13 protein-coding genes are annotated in these 14,533 nt (G+C 66.8%); 6 read left to right on the forward strand and 7 right to left on the reverse strand.

The window, feature by feature from the left end:
* Positions 1 to 110: 110 nt before the first annotated feature.
* Positions 111 to 524, forward strand: coding sequence for a hypothetical protein (locus RT551_RS07850; RefSeq protein WP_313457161.1), 414 nt, complete (start codon positions 111 to 113; stop codon positions 522 to 524).
* A 318-nt stretch (positions 525 to 842) separates the two neighbouring features.
* Here RT551_RS07850 and RT551_RS07855 read toward each other — a convergent pair whose 3' ends face one another.
* Entirely contained in the window at positions 843 to 1,553 is a 711-nt protein-coding gene (locus RT551_RS07855; protein ID WP_313457163.1) for a YceI family protein, read from the reverse strand.
* Between the two features lie 85 nt (positions 1,554 to 1,638).
* Positions 1,639 to 2,229 (reverse strand): malonic semialdehyde reductase, encoded by a 591-nt coding sequence (locus RT551_RS07860; RefSeq protein WP_311193572.1) that lies wholly within the window; start codon positions 2,227 to 2,229, stop codon positions 1,639 to 1,641.
* 79 nt (positions 2,230 to 2,308) lie between these two features.
* On the opposite strand from RT551_RS07860, the gene RT551_RS07865 reads away from it, so the two are divergent.
* The 4 genes from RT551_RS07865 (at position 2,309) to RT551_RS07880 (ending at position 5,643) form a co-directional block, all read left to right on the forward strand.
* Entirely contained in the window at positions 2,309 to 3,274 is a 966-nt protein-coding gene (locus tag RT551_RS07865) for a mitochondrial fission ELM1 family protein (RefSeq protein ID WP_313457168.1), read from the forward strand.
* Between the two features lie 157 nt (positions 3,275 to 3,431).
* The gene (locus RT551_RS07870) at positions 3,432 to 4,223 is read left to right on the forward strand and encodes a DUF2145 domain-containing protein (RefSeq protein ID WP_313457275.1); all 792 of its coding nucleotides are present in this window, start codon (positions 3,432 to 3,434) and stop codon (positions 4,221 to 4,223) included.
* Between the two features lie 25 nt (positions 4,224 to 4,248).
* On the forward strand, positions 4,249 to 4,764 hold the full coding sequence (locus RT551_RS07875) for a hypothetical protein (protein WP_313457170.1): 516 nt from the start codon (positions 4,249 to 4,251) through the stop codon (positions 4,762 to 4,764).
* A 324-nt stretch (positions 4,765 to 5,088) separates the two neighbouring features.
* A complete protein-coding gene (locus RT551_RS07880) occupies positions 5,089 to 5,643 on the forward strand; it encodes a queuosine precursor transporter (protein ID WP_313457277.1) in 555 nt (184 codons plus the stop codon).
* A 445-nt stretch (positions 5,644 to 6,088) separates the two neighbouring features.
* On the opposite strand, the gene glnE is transcribed toward RT551_RS07880, so the two are convergent.
* Positions 6,089 to 8,914: a bifunctional [glutamate--ammonia ligase]-adenylyl-L-tyrosine phosphorylase/[glutamate--ammonia-ligase] adenylyltransferase gene (gene glnE / locus RT551_RS07885; protein WP_313457172.1), complete on the reverse strand. Its 2,826-nt coding sequence runs from the start codon at positions 8,912 to 8,914 to the stop codon at positions 6,089 to 6,091.
* 466 nt (positions 8,915 to 9,380) lie between these two features.
* Between glnE and RT551_RS07890 the strand changes: the two genes are divergently transcribed.
* The gene (locus RT551_RS07890) at positions 9,381 to 10,895 is read left to right on the forward strand and encodes an acetyl-CoA hydrolase/transferase family protein (protein ID WP_313457175.1); all 1,515 of its coding nucleotides are present in this window, start codon (positions 9,381 to 9,383) and stop codon (positions 10,893 to 10,895) included.
* A 125-nt stretch (positions 10,896 to 11,020) separates the two neighbouring features.
* On the opposite strand, the gene RT551_RS07895 is transcribed toward RT551_RS07890, so the two are convergent.
* The 4 genes from RT551_RS07895 to RT551_RS07910 form a co-directional block, all read right to left on the reverse strand.
* Positions 11,021 to 12,385, reverse strand: a complete 1,365-nt coding sequence (locus RT551_RS07895) for a VOC family protein (RefSeq protein WP_313457178.1) — start codon at positions 12,383 to 12,385, stop codon at positions 11,021 to 11,023.
* A 199-nt stretch (positions 12,386 to 12,584) separates the two neighbouring features.
* Entirely contained in the window at positions 12,585 to 13,124 is a 540-nt protein-coding gene (locus tag RT551_RS07900) for a hypothetical protein (RefSeq protein ID WP_313457180.1), read from the reverse strand.
* Between the two features lie 4 nt (positions 13,125 to 13,128).
* Positions 13,129 to 13,878: an HAD family hydrolase gene (locus RT551_RS07905; protein WP_313457182.1), complete on the reverse strand. Its 750-nt coding sequence runs from the start codon at positions 13,876 to 13,878 to the stop codon at positions 13,129 to 13,131.
* Between the two features lie 171 nt (positions 13,879 to 14,049).
* Positions 14,050 to 14,469, reverse strand: a complete 420-nt coding sequence (locus RT551_RS07910; RefSeq protein WP_313457185.1) for an EF-hand domain-containing protein — start codon at positions 14,467 to 14,469, stop codon at positions 14,050 to 14,052.
* Between the last annotated feature and the right edge of the window lie 64 nt (positions 14,470 to 14,533).

Raw genomic sequence — 14,533 nt, forward strand, 5'->3', positions numbered from 1 at the left:
TCTACGGGATCGCGGGGTCCCGAACCCATCGCGGGGTCGGGTAGTGACGCGCCATGCGCGTCATGCGTGGTGCCCGAAGATGGACGACGCAGGCCATACAATGCGCCCCTATGCCTGCCCTCACCTCTTCGGCCCTTGCCGACCTCATCGCGCGCCTTCAACAAGGCGACCCTTCCCTTGATGCTGCCCTGGCAGCCGCAGCCCCCAACGCCGCCGTGCCGGTGCGCGAGGCCGCCCTGGCCCTGGCCCTCTCCCAACACGCCCTGCTGAAAGCCCAGGCCGATATGGACCTGGTGGCGGACGAACTGCGGAAGTACCAGAAGTTCGCCGCACCCGGGAAGCCGAACCTGCAGATCGTGCAGCTGCGCAAGCAGCAGGCGGCGGTGAAGCAGACGGCATTGGTGGCGCGTCAGGCGTTTGCGCAGGCCACGCATGTGTTTTTGCGGGGCACCGGGGTGGTGGTGCCGGCACGGCGCACGCCGACGGATTTCAGCGCGTTGTGGTTGGGGAAGTTGGTGGGGTGAGGTTGGTGGGTTGATGTAGGGTGGCACATACGGAATGTGTGAGACCGGTAGGGTCGCACGACAGTCGACCGCCGGTAACGGTGCAACGTTCGGTGGGGCATGACCGGGAAACGGAGGCGTTTGCCGGACGGTGATGCGTTTGCCCGGTGGGGTCCATGCGTTAAAGGGCCGATGGGTGTTATCGGCAGTCGTCTTGCGACCGACTCTACCCCCCAGACATTCCCCCCCCAAAACACCCCGAACACACCCCGAACACACCCCCAAACAAAAACGGCCCGCCAGACATGGCGGGCCGTTTTCATTTCAATCCATCAACCGTTACGCAGCCGGCTTTTCGCCGGTGGCTTCGGTGGTGATGCGGATCTTCACTTCATCGCTGACGTTCGGGGCATACGCACCCACGCCGAAATCGCTGCGCTTGATGGTGGTGGTGGCGTCGAAGCCAGCCGCCGGAACCTTGGCCATCGGGTGTTCGCCGCCGCCGTTGATGGTGACGTCCAGCACGACCGGCTTGGTGATGTCCTTGATGGTCAGGTCACCGGTGACGCTCAGCTTGTTCACGCCAGCGGCTTCCACCTTGGTGCTCTTGAAGGTGGCGGCCGGGAACTTGGCGGCGTCGAAGAAATCGGCGCTCTTCAGGTGTTCGTCGAACTTGGCAGTGAAGCTGTTCAGGCCGCTCAGCGGCAGCTTCACTTCGACGGTGCTCTTGGTCACGTCAGCAGCGTCCCACACCAGGGTGCCTTCGGCGTTGCCGAAGTGGGCGCTGGGGTTGGAGAAGCCGAAGTGGCTCCACTGGGCCAGCACGTCGGTGTGGCTCGGGTCGAGCTTGTAGGTGCCCGAAGCGATCTGGATGGCTTCAGCCGCCGGCGCAGCGGCAGCGGCATCAGCCGCCGGGGTGGTGGTTTCAGCAGCGGCCGGGGTGGCAGCGGCGTCGGCGGCCGGGGCAGCGGCTTCATCGGCCGGCTTCGAGCAGGCGGTGATGGCCAGGGTGAGGGCCAGCGGCAGCAGCAGTTTGCGGGTAACGGTCATGTGAGTCTCTCTCGCTAAGGGAAGGGGAAGAAAGCAACTACATACAGCCCGTCCGCACAGACGGGCCGCGGTCTGGCGGTGACGCTTATTCGATGCGGGCGGCTTCGTCGAACGACAGGCGAGGCAGCCGGGGGAACAGGCCCGAAGGATCACCGTACCCCAAGTTGACCAGGAAATTCGACTTGATGGCGGTGCCCTTGAAGAAGGCCTCGTCCACCTTGGCGTTGTCGAAGCCGCTCATGGGGCCGGCATCCAGGCCCAGCGCGCGGGCGGCGAGGATGAGGTAGCCACCCTGCAGGCTGCCGTTGCGGAACGCGCCTTCGGTGCGGCCTTCACGCGGGCCGTCGAACCACGCCTTGGCGTCGGTGTGCGGGAACAGGAACGGCAGCTTCTCGTGGAAATCTTCGTCAAAGCCGACGATCACGGTGACCGGGGCAGCCAGAGTCTTGTTGAGGTTGCCTTCGGACAGCGCCGGGGCCAGCTTGGCCTTGGCTTCCTTCGACTTCACGAACACGAAACGCGCCGGGCTGCCGTTGGCGGCGGTGGGGGCCCACTTCAGCAGGTCGTACAGGGCGCGCAGCTGGGCGTCTTCGACAGGCTTGTCCTGGAAGGCGTTCTGGGTGCGGGCAGTACGGAACAGCTGGTCTAGCGCGGTGTCGTTAAGCACGTTGGACATGAAGCCTCCGGGATCGGTGAAGGCTCGCAGTGTAGAGTGTCGCAACAGCTGCAACACCCAGCCTGACTGAAACGAATTAATGCCACACGTGAAACGATGGACCGCCCCCTGGACGATCACTGACGGCCGCGCGGGTAATGTGCGCCAGGCAGTGGCGCTGGCCAGCGCGCTGAAGCTGGGGGCCCACCGGCCGCTGGTGCTGCAGCCGCGCGCGCCGTGGAAGTGGGTGGCCCCGCGGTGGTTGCCGGGGATGGCTGACGGTTTTGGACCGGGGTTGTCTGCGTTGGCTGCGAGTCCGCCGGAACTGGTGGTGGGGTGTGGGCGGCAGGCGGCAGGGGCGCTGCGGTTGTTGCGCGAGCGTGGTTCGACCGTGGTGCAGATTCTGGACCCGCGTGTTTCGCCCCGGCATTGGGATCTGGTGGTGGTGCCGGAGCACGACCGCCTGCGTGGCGAGAACGTGCTGACCCTGCTGGGCAGCTTGAATCCGGTGAATGACGATTGGCTGGCGCTGGGGCGTGCGGCGTTTGCAGAGTTCGGTTCGCTGCCGGGGCCGCGGACGGCGCTGCTGGTGGGTGGGCCGACCGGGCATGCGCCTTGGGATGAGGCGGCTATGGCGCGGGTGTTTGAAGAGGTGGCCGCGCAGGTGCGGGCCGAGGGGGGCAGTGTGTTGGCGACGACCTCGCGGCGGACCCCGCCTGCGTTGGTGGGGGCGCTGCGTAGTGCGTTTGCTGGGTTGCCGCAGGTGATCTGGGGGGATGGTGGGGATGGGGTGAATCCGTATGCCGGGCTGTTGGGCTGGGCGCACCGCGTGGTGGTGTCGCCGGATTCGGTGAATCTGCTTTCGGAAGCGTGTGCGACGCGGGTGCCGGTGTGTGTGGCGCTGGGCGAGCAGGCGCAGGGGCGGATGGTGGCGTTCCAGCAGGCGCTGCGGGAACGCGGGCGGCTGCAGGAACGGTGGTTGGAGTGGGGGGGTGAGGGGGATGTGGTGCCGTTGCGGGAGACCGGGCGGGTGGCCGCGCAGGTGTTGGAGCGGTTGGCGGGTTGACCCAACGCGATCCCGGTCACAACCGACACGTAGAGCCGGGCTTGCCCGGCTGAACCACCGCGATGCCTGACACACAACCGCCCCACCCGCTTATAGGTAAGATGCTCAAACGTAAGGGGGTGACATGGAACGTTGGTTGATCTGCTTGCTGCTTTTAATGCCAGGCCCGGCCTTCGCCGCGCGCGAATGTCTGCCCCGCTACCCCACCCCAGCCTCAATGGCGTCGATGTTCGACGTGGCCCAGGCCACCGCCGAAACCCTGGACGCGCTGGACAACGTAGACGTAGCGCTGCTGGCACGCGGCGGTCAGGACCTGAGCAAGTACGGCCTGCGCCACAGCCACCTGGCGCTGGCACTGCGCGAAGACGACGGCCAGTGGCGGGTGGTGCATCTGCTGAACCACTGCAAATCCTCCACCTCGACCCTGTTCCGCGAAGGGTTGAGCAATTTCATCGGCGAAACCGGCACGCATACGAATATCCGCGTGGGCGTGCCCACACCGGAACTGCGCGCGGCGCTGAAGACCTTGCTTGCGGGCGACGGCGCTACCGCCAAGGCGCTGCACGAGCCGCGCTACAGCGTGGTGGCGTTCCCGTCCTCGCTGGAGTACCAGAACTCGAACCAATGGGTGCTGGAAGTGCTGGTGGCGGCGATGCAGGCCGAAGAAGGCAACACGATCAGCACGCGCAGGCAGGCGCAGTCGTACCTGCGTGCGTATCGCTACAAGCCCAGCATTCTGCACATTGGCGTGGGCAAGCGGCTGGGCGCGCGCTTCTTCGCGGCCAATGCAGCCACCACCGACCACCCGGGCAGCGAGCGCATTTCCGGCAACTACTCGGTGGTGACGGTGGAATCTGTTTTCGATTTCCTGCAGCAGCATGACCTGCTGGTGCAGGAGCTGAGCGTGGCGCACGTGCCGGTAGCCGGCATGGCGGCACCGCAACCATGAACCACACGAACAGGGAGACGCACTGATGCGCAGTTCTTTGATTTCCGCCGCACTGGCTACGTTGCTGGTGGCCGCACCGGCTCACGCGGGTGACCCGCCCGAAGGTTTCAGCGACAAGGTGACCAGCTACGGAATGGTGGGCTCGTCGGTCGCTGTGGCGATCGTGACCTCGCCGGTGTGGCTGACGCTGGGCGCTTCGCTCGCAGGGTCGGAAAAACTGAGCGAGTCCGGCAACGGGAAGGGCAAGGGTAAGACCGCGAAGGCGCATCCGCTGCCGCCGTTGACGGTGGAGACGGTGGAGACCAAGGCCGATGGCGCTGTCGAGGTGGCCCTGAGGAACCCGGAATCACCCGATGTGGCGGTGATTCAGTGGCCGGCGCGCGAGAACAACCCGGGCAAGACGTTGGAGGTGGGCGATGTGTTGGACTTGACCCCGACCGAAGCCGGTGCCGGGTGGATGGTCGCCAATGCGCAGGGGGAGACCCTGGCGTTCATGCCGACGGCGGATGCGGCGAAGAATCAGATGAGTGAGGCGTATTGAGGGGAGCCATCTCGGGGATCCCCTGAGGTGACGTAACCGCCGCGTCCCATGGGCCTCGCGAGCGAGGCCCGGTAGGGTCGGACGACAGTCGACCGCCGATAACGGTGCATCGCCCGGGGACGCATGACCGGGGATCGGAGAGGTTTGCCCGGTGGGGTCCATGCGTTAAAGCGCCGATCGGCGTTATCGGCAGGCGTCTGGCGACCGCCTCTACCAATGCCACAGCAGAGCCACAGCCAAAGCCGCATCCAGAGCCACATCCGGCCCCGCCGCGCGGGATGGGGGATAATGCGCACCCTTCCCCTCCCCTGCCCCCTGTTCGCCATGTCCGCGCGCCCCGATGTTGTGTTTGCCCCGTTGACCACCCGCAGCCTGCTGCTGGCGGTGTTGGCGATGGGCGCGGTGGTGTTGCTGTCGAATGTGCTGGTGCAGTTTCCGATCAATGACTGGCTGACCTGGGGGGCGTTCAGCTACCCGGTGGCCTTTCTGGTCAGCAACCTGATCAACCGGCGGTTCGGGCCGGCGGCGGCGCGGCGGGTGGCGTGGGCGGGGTTTGCGCTGGCGGTGGTGCTTTCGATGTGGATCGCCACGCCGCGTATTGCGGTGGCGTCGTGCGTGGCGTTCATTGCGGCGCAATTGTTGGATATCACCGTGTTTGACCGGTTGCGCCGGGGGAACTGGTGGCGCGCGCCGATGGTGGCGACGACGTGCAGTGCGACGTTGGATACGTGCATTTTCTGGAGCATCGCGTTTGCCGGGTCCAGTTTGCCGTGGGTGAGTTGGGCGGCGGGGGATCTGGCGGTGAAGCTGGGGATCGGGGTGTTTTTGTTGGCTCCGTTCCGGGCGTTGTTGTGGAAGATGGCGCCGCGGGTGGGGTGATGTTGGCGGTGAGGCCCGGGCGCGTGGCAACGCGTTCGTCGTAATGGAGATGAGACCTGCCCGGTAGGGTCGGACGACAGTCGACCGCCGATAAAGGTGCATCGCCCGGGGACGCATGACCGGGGAACGGAGGCGTTTGCCCGGTTGGGTCCATGCGTTAATGCACCGATCGGGCGTTATCGGCGGGCGTCTGTCGACCGCCCCCACCAAGGCAGCATTACGCGCGGCCGCCGTGGGAGGCGTTTGCCCGGTGGGGTCCATGCGTTAATGCACCGATTGGGCGTTATCGGCAGGCGTCTGTCGACCGCCCCCACCAGTGCAGCAAGACGCGCGGCCGCCGTTGAAAGCGTTTGCCCGGCGGGGTCCATGCGTTAAAGCGCCGATCGGGCGTTATCGGCGATCATCTGTCGACCGATCCCACCAAAGCAGTCATGCAGTCATGCAGTCATGCGGCCGTGGAGCTGGTGAACGGGAGGTCCGCAGCATCACACGCTGCGGTGATCACCCGCTGCGCTTCTTCCAATGCAGGCGTCGGTATGGCCATGCGGGGCCGGCGGTCCAACGTGCACGCGAGGCCGACATCCAGCAGCGCGGCATGCGCTTCATGCAATCCATCACGCGTGCCACCCGGCAGCCATGCAATCTCCGCCAGCGCATCAATCAGGCTGGGCGTATCGCGAGGCTCCAGCACCTGCGGGTGTTCGGCGGCGCTGTCCAGCACGCCGGTCTGCAGCAGGAACTCGAGGTCCACTACCCCGCCCGGCCCCTGCTTCAGATCCAGCCGTCCGGCATCGCTGCGGTCCAGCTCGGTACGCATGCGGGCGCGCATCTTCAGCACGTCGGCGAACAACACCTCGCGATCGCGCACGCGACCCAGCGTCTGCGCGCGCACGCGCTCGAAATCAGCCAGCAGGCTTTCATCGCCGGCGATGCCGCGCGCGCGCACGAGGGCCTGGTGTTCCCAGGTCCAGGCGCGCTCGCGCTGGTATTCGGTGTAACTGGCCAGCGAGGAGACGAGCGAGCCCTTGCCGCCATCGGGGCGCAGGCGCACGTCGATGTCGTACAGGCGGCCGGCGGCGGTGACGGCACCAAGCAGGGCCATCACCTTCTGGGCAAGGCGTGCGTACCAGCGGCCGGGGTCGAGCGGGCGCTTGCCGTCGCTGCTGTCCTGGTCGCTGGGGTGGTCGTGCAGAAATACGAGGTCGAGGTCGGAACCGAAGCCGAGCTCCAGGCCACCCAGGCTGCCGTAGCCGATGATGGCGAAGCGGCCGCCGGGAATGATGCCGTGGGCCTGCTGCATGTCGGCCTCGGCCATCTGCAGCGCGGTGACGACCACGGCCTGGGCAAGCTGGGCGAGCTGGCGGGTGCTGTCGACGGCGCGCTGGCGGCCGTCGAGGGCGGCCAGGGCCATGCGGAAGCTGAGGGCGAGGCGGATTTCGTTGAGCAGGCGCAGCGCGGCTTCGGGGTCGTCAACGTTGAGCGCGGCGTTGCACTCGGCCTGCATGGCGGCTTCGTCCGGCATCGGGCCGGAGACGCGGATGTCCAGCAGTTCGTCCAGCAGCAGCGGATACGCGGCGAGGCGCTCGGCGAGCAAGGCACTGCGGGCGAGCACGTCCACGAGGCGGGCGAGCGCGCTGGGCTGTTCGTCCAGCAGGGCGAGGTAGCTGGTGCGGCGCAGGATGGCCTGCAGCAGGCCGAGCACACGCTTGAGCGCGGCATCCGGCTGCGGTGAGCGGGTGGCGGCGTGCAGCAGTGCGGGCAGCACGCGGTCCAGGCGCGCACGTGCGGCGTCGGAAAGCGACTTCACGCCGAGCGACTGGGCGAAGTCGCGCAGCGACTGGTCGGCCCCGTGTGCGTCGCTGAAGCTGGCCTCGGCCAGCACCTCGGCACTGCCGCCTTCGGGCAGGCCACGCCAGTAGTTCGAAAGCGCATCGGGTGCGGCCTGACCGGCGCGCGGGGCGAGCAGTGCGGCGAACTCGGTGCTGACGCGGTTGCGCTGCACGTCGAGCGCAGCGACCAGCGCGTCCCAGTCGGCGTAACCGAGCGTGCAGGCCAGGCGCAGGCGGTCGATGGGGTCGCTGGGCAGGGCGTGGGTCTGGGCGTCGCGCAGCATCTGCAGGCGGTTTTCCAGCCGGCGCAGGAAGTCGTAGGCGTGCAGCAGTTCGGCTCCGTCCTGCGGGTCCATCTGCCCGCAGGCGACGAGGGCGGGCAGCGCGTACAGCAGACGGCGCTCGCGCAGGGTGGCCTCGCGGCCGCCGCGGATGAGCTGCAGGGCCTGGGTGAGGAATTCGATTTCGCGGATGCCGCCGGGGCCGCGCTTGATGTCGTCGAACATGTCCTTGCGCGCGACTTCGGCGGTAATGGCGGCCTTCATTTCACGCAGGCCGTCCAGCGCGGTGAAATCGAGATAGCGGCGGTACACGAACGGGCGCAGGGTCTGCAGCCAGGCTTCGCCGGCGGGGATGTCACCGGCCACGGCGCGCGCCTTGAGCCAGGCGTAGCGTTCCCAGTCGCGGCCTTCGCGCTGGAAGTAGTTGTCCATGCCGGCGAACGACAGCGCGACGCGGCCGGCGTTGCCGAAGGGGCGCAGGCGCAGGTCCACGCGGTGGCTGAAGCCGTCCACCGTGGTTTCGTCGAGCAGCTTGGCCAGGCGCTGGCCGAGGCGGGCGAAGTACTCCTCGGCGGCCAGCGGGCGCGGGCCGTCGGATTCGCCGCCCTGCGGGTAGGCGTAGACCAGGTCGACGTCGGAGCTGAAGTTGAGTTCGCCGCCGCCGAGCTTGCCGAGGCCGAACACGACCAGGCGCTGTTCGCTGCCGTCGGTGCTGGCGCGCACGACGCCGTGGCGGGTGGCGAATTCCTTTTCCAGCGCGGCCAGGGCGAGGCCGAGGCAGTCTTCGGCCAGGGCGGTGGCTCCGCGCAGGGTGGCGGGGACGTCGTCCAGCCCATTCAGGTCACGCCAGATGAGACGGGTGGAGGCAGCGGCGCGGTAGCGGCGCAGACGGACCGGCCAGTCGCTGGGGTGCTCGGGATCGAGTTCCGGAAGCGGGATCGGCGGGCAGTCATTTTGGGTCAATTGCGACAGAAGTGCGGGCTGGCGGCACAGGGTGTCGATGGCGAAGTCGCTGGCGAGGGCGAGTTCGCGGAGCTGATCGAGCACCGGTTTGGTGGGGGGCCAGTGGGGCGTGTCGGCCAGGCTGAGGGCCAGGCGCGCCAGGGCGCGGTCTACCAGGGGGACGAGGGCGGCGGGGACGGCGTTGGCGGGGATTGGCATGGGGGGATTATGACCGCGGGCCGCGTGGGCGGGGCGGGGCGGGATGGGGTTTGACGTGCGGGGGCGTTTGCGGGGGATTGCGGTGCGGTGGGTGTGCCGAGCGGTGAGGCGGTGCGTGGGACGCGCATGGCGCGTCGCTACGGGATCCCGGTGTAGGGACACGCCATGCGTGTCCGCGCGATGCCGGCCGACGCCGCCATTCCCGAATTTCAGACATAAAAAAGCCCGCTTGCAGCGAACTGCCAGCGGGCTCTGCTCCCTCCCCCACGTCGGGATGCAGGGCGATCATCTAGGCTCCGGAAACAAGTTGCACGCTGCACTGCAAAACAATACTGGTGGGTACAGAAGCTTTCTGGAAGCTGAATACGGCCGGTTATTTCCTGTATTCGGTCTAGCACCTTGGTCGAACGTCAGGGGGTGTCGGGTATGGCCGATAATGAAGGTCCCCTACACAGCTGCTGTTGCCATGTCTGTTGATCGCATTGCCAACGCGCGTCTGCGCGACCGGGTGGTTTCTGCCGAAGCTGCCGCTGCACTGATTCAGCCAGGTGAAACCGTTGCCATGAGTGGCTTTACCGGTTCGGGTTATCCGAAAGCGGTGCCGGTGGCGCTGGCCGAGCGCATTGAAGCCTTCCACGCGCAGAACCAGCCCTTCCAGATCAGCCTGATGACCGGCGCGTCCACCGCCCCGGAACTGGACGGCGCGCTGGCCAAGGCCGATGGCATCGCGATGCGCATGCCGTTCCAGAGCGACCCGGATGCGCGCAACCGCATCAACGAGGGCAAGCTGGATTACATCGACATCCACCTCAGCCACGTCGCCCAGCATGTGTGGTTCGGCTTCTATGGCGATATCGACACGGCGGTGGTGGAGGTTTCGGCCATTCGCGAAGACGGCTCGCTGGTGCCCTCCACATCGGTGGGCAACAACAAGACCTGGCTGGACCTGGCCAAGAAGGTGATTGTCGAGGTCAACGAGTGGCAGCCGGCCGGTGTGGACGGCATGCACGACATCTACTACGGCACGGCGCTGCCGCCGTACCGCAAGCCGATTCCGCTGGTGCACGCGAACGACCGCATTGGCGACACCGCGCTGCGCTGCGACCCGGACAAGATTGTGGCGGTGGTGCGCACCAACGGCCCGGACCGCAACAGCCCGTTCAGCCCGATTGATGCGACCAGCGAGCTGATTGCCGGGCACCTGATCGAATTCCTGAAGCACGAAGTGGCGCGCGGCCGCCTGCCGGCGAACCTGCTGCCGCTGCAGAGCGGCGTGGGCAATATTCCGAACGCGGTGCTGGCCGGGCTGGGCAAGAGCGGCTTCCGCGACCTGAGCGCCTTCACCGAGGTGATCCAGGACGGCATGCTCGATCTGCTGCGCGATGGCGTGCTGAGCTATGCGTCGTGCACCGGGTTTGCGCTGAGCCCGCAGGCGAATGAGACGTTCAAGGAGAACATCGACTTCTACCGCGAGCGCATCATCATGCGCACGCAGGAGATCTCGAACCATCCGGAACTGGTGCGCCGCCTGGGCTGCATCGGCATGAACGGGATGATCGAGGCGGACATCTACGGCAACGTGAATTCCACCCATGTGATGGGCACGCGGATCATGAACGGCATTGGCGGTTCGGGTGATTTCGCGCGTAACGGGTTCCTGTCGGCGTTCCTGAGCCCGTCTACGGCGAAGAACGGCACCATCTCGGCGATTGTGCCGATGGTGAGCCATGTGGATCACACCGAGCACGATGTGTCAGTGATCGTGACCGAGCAGGGGTTGGCGGACCTGCGTGGGTTGACCCCGCGCAAGCGTGCGCGCGTGGTGATTGATAACTGCGTGCACCCGGAGTTCCGGGATCAGATCAATGATTATTTCGAACGGGCGAGCCGTGAGAGTTATGGCAAGCACACGCCGCATCTGTTGCCGGAGGCGTTGTCGTGGCACCAGCGGTGGTTGGATACCGGGACGATGAAGGCATAAGCCATCGCGGATTGGTGGAAGCTCGGTAGTGCCGGCCGCTGGCCGGCAACCACGCAGGCCCGGACGAAGGTTCATGAGGTCGCCGGCCAGCGGCCGGCACCACCGGGATTCCGCGAACGGATAAATTACGCGCGTAGCGTCGCCAGCGATTCGCTCTGCAGGCGTTCGTAAATCCCGAACTCGTCTTCGACCTTCAACCCCAACGCCTGCTCAAACGCCTCACGGTTGGCATGCGCCGCATACGCGCGCTGCTCTTCCCCGCCGAGATTGGACTGGAAAATCCCCGCCGCACTCACCGGCAGGAAATCCTCATACACAATCGGGTCGGCCGTCGCCAGACCGGCGGCGATCAACGCCTCGGCCGGCAGATCGCCCACAGCGGCCCTGTCCGCACGCCCAGCTTCGGTCAGCGCATACCGGTAATACCCCAGGCCCTCACGGCGCAGGGTGTCGTGATCATCCGGGAACGCCGCAAACGCATCCGCCAACCGCGTGGTGTAGTCACCGCAGGTGCTGCCCGCCCCACCTGCATCACGCGCCTGGTTCAACAGCTGGTCGTACAGCGCGCGCCCCTTGGGGGTGAGCGCCAGACCGCGCTGCTCGATCTCGCCGAAACGCGCGGTGTGGGTACCCACATCGCTGCGGCCGTCTTCCGGGAAGTTCACCTCTTCCTCCAGCGCCTTGAAGCTGGTCTGGCGCAGCAGGATCGGGCAGCGGCGCGGCGGCGGGCCTTCGACCACGGCCTTGGCATCGATGCCGCGCGCGAGCATGCCGGCTTGGGCAGCGTCGATGTCCAGCGTACGCGGGGTGAGGTGGTTGATATGCGGGCCACGGAAGCTGACCACGTCGGCAATCAGCCGGTGCGCCTTGCTCAGGGCGTGGTAGGTGTCCAGCGACACGGTGGCGTCGCTGTGCCAGCGGAAGGTTTCCAGCGCGGCCAGCACGAAACGGCGCGCTTCGGTTTCTTCCAGGCCGCCATCACGCTCGGCCTGGGCGATGAGGTGCAGGCATTCGTCGGTGAAGATGTGGCGGCGCGCGAGGATCTGCGCGGCCTGCTCGCGTAAGGCGGGGTCTTCGATCAGCTCCAGCCGCAGCAGCGAGGTGAACACGCGGAACGGGTTCTGCGCGAGCGCGGCGGCAGTGCGCGGGCGGAACGCGGTGGAGTGCACCGGCACGCCGGCCACGGACAGGTCGTAGTACCCCACCGGGTGCATGCCCATCACCGCGAACAGGCAGCCGAGGGTGGCCAGTTCGGCGGCGGTGCCGACGCGGATCGCGCCGTGGCGTTCCTGGGCGAGGCGGGCACGCTCGTCGTTGCGGTCAAGCTGGTCGGCCAGGGCCGGGTTGTCGGTGAGGACGGCGTCGTTGATTTCAGCGACCAGATCCACCAGCGTGCCGTACAGCGGCACCTCGGTGCGGTACATGCTGGACATGGCCTGCGCGAACAGGGTGCGGATGTCGTCGGGCGAAACGAAGGCAGTGGTGCTCATTGCGTACTCGGAGACAGGGCGCGGGGGGATTTGCGCCATTGTCGCGCACCGCGTAGTGACGCGCCATGCGCGTCATCGGGATGATTGGCGGAGCCATGAATGGGGCGTCGCGCGAGGCCGGCACCGCGATGACACGCATGGCGTGTCACTACAGGGCCAACCATCCGTGTAGTGACGGGCCATGCCCGTCACCGGGGAATCAACGGTCGGCACGCGCCCGCTTATCCCGCTGCGCACGATCCCCCAACTGCCGCTTCAACGTGGCATCCAGCTCCACCGGGCGGTCCCAGTGATCGTGGCTGGCCACGATGGCGTGGCGCAGCGCGCGCCAGTGCAGGTTGGTGGGCTCGGTGCCAAGGTCGTCGTTCACCACATCGGACCACTGCACGAACCCGCCCTCTTCCGGCACATGGCGGCTGAAAGCGCGCACGCTGTCGCGGCAGGAATGCTCGGTGACCTTGCCCCAGAAGCACGCGAAATAGATGTCACCGGCGTGCCAGCCGTGGGTATACATCAGCGCGGCGATGTAACCGCGCGACACACCGGCATAGCGCACCACTTCGTCGAGGAAGCTGTCGGGGAAGCGCTCGGCGTAATGGTTGATGTCCTGCAGCTGCGCGTCAACCCAGGCATCGCCAGTGTGCACCTGGTAGGTGTCGGACTTCTCGGCAGTCTGCTGGGCCAGGGCGGCCAATGGCAGCCCCAGCCACAACACCAGCAGCAGGCACAGGCGCTTCACCGGGTCAGCCCTGTACGGCCTTGGCTTCGATGGCGCGCAATGCCTGCGGCCAATCGAAGGCGGTGGGGGCTTCCACCATGCGCGGTTCGTCCACGGCCACGCCGTGCTGGGTTTCATGCGCCCAGGTGACGGCGTACGGGGTGTGGATGCCCCAGCCGCCGAGGGTGACGACCGGCTCGATGTCCGAGCGCAGCGAATTGCCGACCATGACAAAACGGTCCATCGGCAGGTCGAATTCTTCCAGCACGCGGGCGTAGGTTTCCGGATCCTTCTCGGACACGATTTCGATGCGCGGGAACAGGTCGCGCAGGTTGGCGACCTTGATCTTGGCTTCCTGGTGGAACAGGTCGCCCTTGGTGATCAGCACCACGGGGTAGTCGTTGGCGATGGCGGCGACCGATTCGCGCACGCCGTCGATCAGTTCGACCGGGTGGCGCAGGGTGTCGTGGCCGATGTCGAGGATCTGCTGCAGGTCACGCGCGGTGATCATCTGCTGGCTGATGTCGATGGCGGCTTCGAGCATGGACAGGGTCATGCCCTTTACGCCGTAGCCGAACACGGCGAGGTTGCGCTGCTGCACTTCGAGCAGGTGCCGGGCGGTGGCGGTGTCGTGCACGTCGATGTAGCGCGACAGGATGTCGAGGTAGTCCTGTTCGGCCTTCTGGTAGTAGTCCTCGCTCTTCCAGAGCGTGTCGTCACCGTCGAAGCCGACCAGGCCGATGTGGCCGGTGGGCGTGGGTTGTGAGGTCATCATGGGGGAAGGATACCGCGACCGCGCAAAAGGAAGGGCGGCCGAAGCCGCCCTTCCCCCCTCACTGCCTTTCACCGTTGTCCAGCGGTGTTGGGCCCTTCTGCGCTTGGTGTTGCACGGGTGTTGCGGGTAAAAGCAGCCGGGCAAGCCCGGCTCTACGACCGGCGTGGCCGGTTATTTGCCCGGGGCGTTGCCGCCGTTGGCGGCACCGGTCTGCTGGGCGGCGACGTAGGCCTTGTATTCATCCGGGGTGAGCTCGCCGTCCTTGTTGGTGTCGGCCTGGTCGAAGACCTGGGCGAGGCCGGCGTTGACCTGGGCTTCGGACTTGCTGATGGTGCCGTTGCCGTCGGTGTCGACGCTGGCCCAGGTCTGACCGCCACCACCACCGCCGGCCTGTGCCGAGGCGGCTGCGGCTGCACCGCTGGCATTGTCAGCGGCCTGACCGGCGGCACCGGCGGCCTGCTGCGCCTGGGCGGCCTGCTGCTGGGCCTGCGCGGCGCTCTGCTGCGCGGTCTGTGCCATTGCCGGAATGGCCATCACACTGCCGGCGGCGATCAACAGGGCGATCAGGGGCTTGCGGTTGCGATTCGTCATTGGGGTGGTCTCCGTCAAAGGGGTATTGCACGGGTCGTTGTTTCCGTACGGCCCCTACCCTGCC

This window comes from Stenotrophomonas sp. (genome assembly GCF_032103445.1).
Lineage (GTDB): Bacteria > Pseudomonadota > Gammaproteobacteria > Xanthomonadales > Xanthomonadaceae > Stenotrophomonas.

Coding starts and splice junctions, on each gene's coding strand:
- RT551_RS07895 (WP_313457178.1), bottom strand. CDS start 12,385: ATGAGCACCACTGCCTTCGTTTCGCCCGACGACATCCGCACCCTGTTC.
- RT551_RS07910 (WP_313457185.1), bottom strand. CDS start 14,469: ATGACGAATCGCAACCGCAAGCCCCTGATCGCCCTGTTGATCGCCGCC.
- RT551_RS07875 (WP_313457170.1), top strand. CDS start 4,249: ATGCGCAGTTCTTTGATTTCCGCCGCACTGGCTACGTTGCTGGTGGCC.
- RT551_RS07865 (WP_313457168.1), top strand. CDS start 2,309: ATGCCACACGTGAAACGATGGACCGCCCCCTGGACGATCACTGACGGC.
- RT551_RS07870 (WP_313457275.1), top strand. CDS start 3,432: ATGCCAGGCCCGGCCTTCGCCGCGCGCGAATGTCTGCCCCGCTACCCC.
- RT551_RS07850 (WP_313457161.1), top strand. CDS start 111: ATGCCTGCCCTCACCTCTTCGGCCCTTGCCGACCTCATCGCGCGCCTT.
- RT551_RS07890 (WP_313457175.1), top strand. CDS start 9,381: ATGTCTGTTGATCGCATTGCCAACGCGCGTCTGCGCGACCGGGTGGTT.
- glnE (WP_313457172.1), bottom strand. CDS start 8,914: ATGCCAATCCCCGCCAACGCCGTCCCCGCCGCCCTCGTCCCCCTGGTA.
- RT551_RS07855 (WP_313457163.1), bottom strand. CDS start 1,553: ATGACCGTTACCCGCAAACTGCTGCTGCCGCTGGCCCTCACCCTGGCC.
- RT551_RS07905 (WP_313457182.1), bottom strand. CDS start 13,878: ATGATGACCTCACAACCCACGCCCACCGGCCACATCGGCCTGGTCGGC.
- RT551_RS07880 (WP_313457277.1), top strand. CDS start 5,089: ATGTCCGCGCGCCCCGATGTTGTGTTTGCCCCGTTGACCACCCGCAGC.
- RT551_RS07860 (WP_311193572.1), bottom strand. CDS start 2,229: ATGTCCAACGTGCTTAACGACACCGCGCTAGACCAGCTGTTCCGTACT.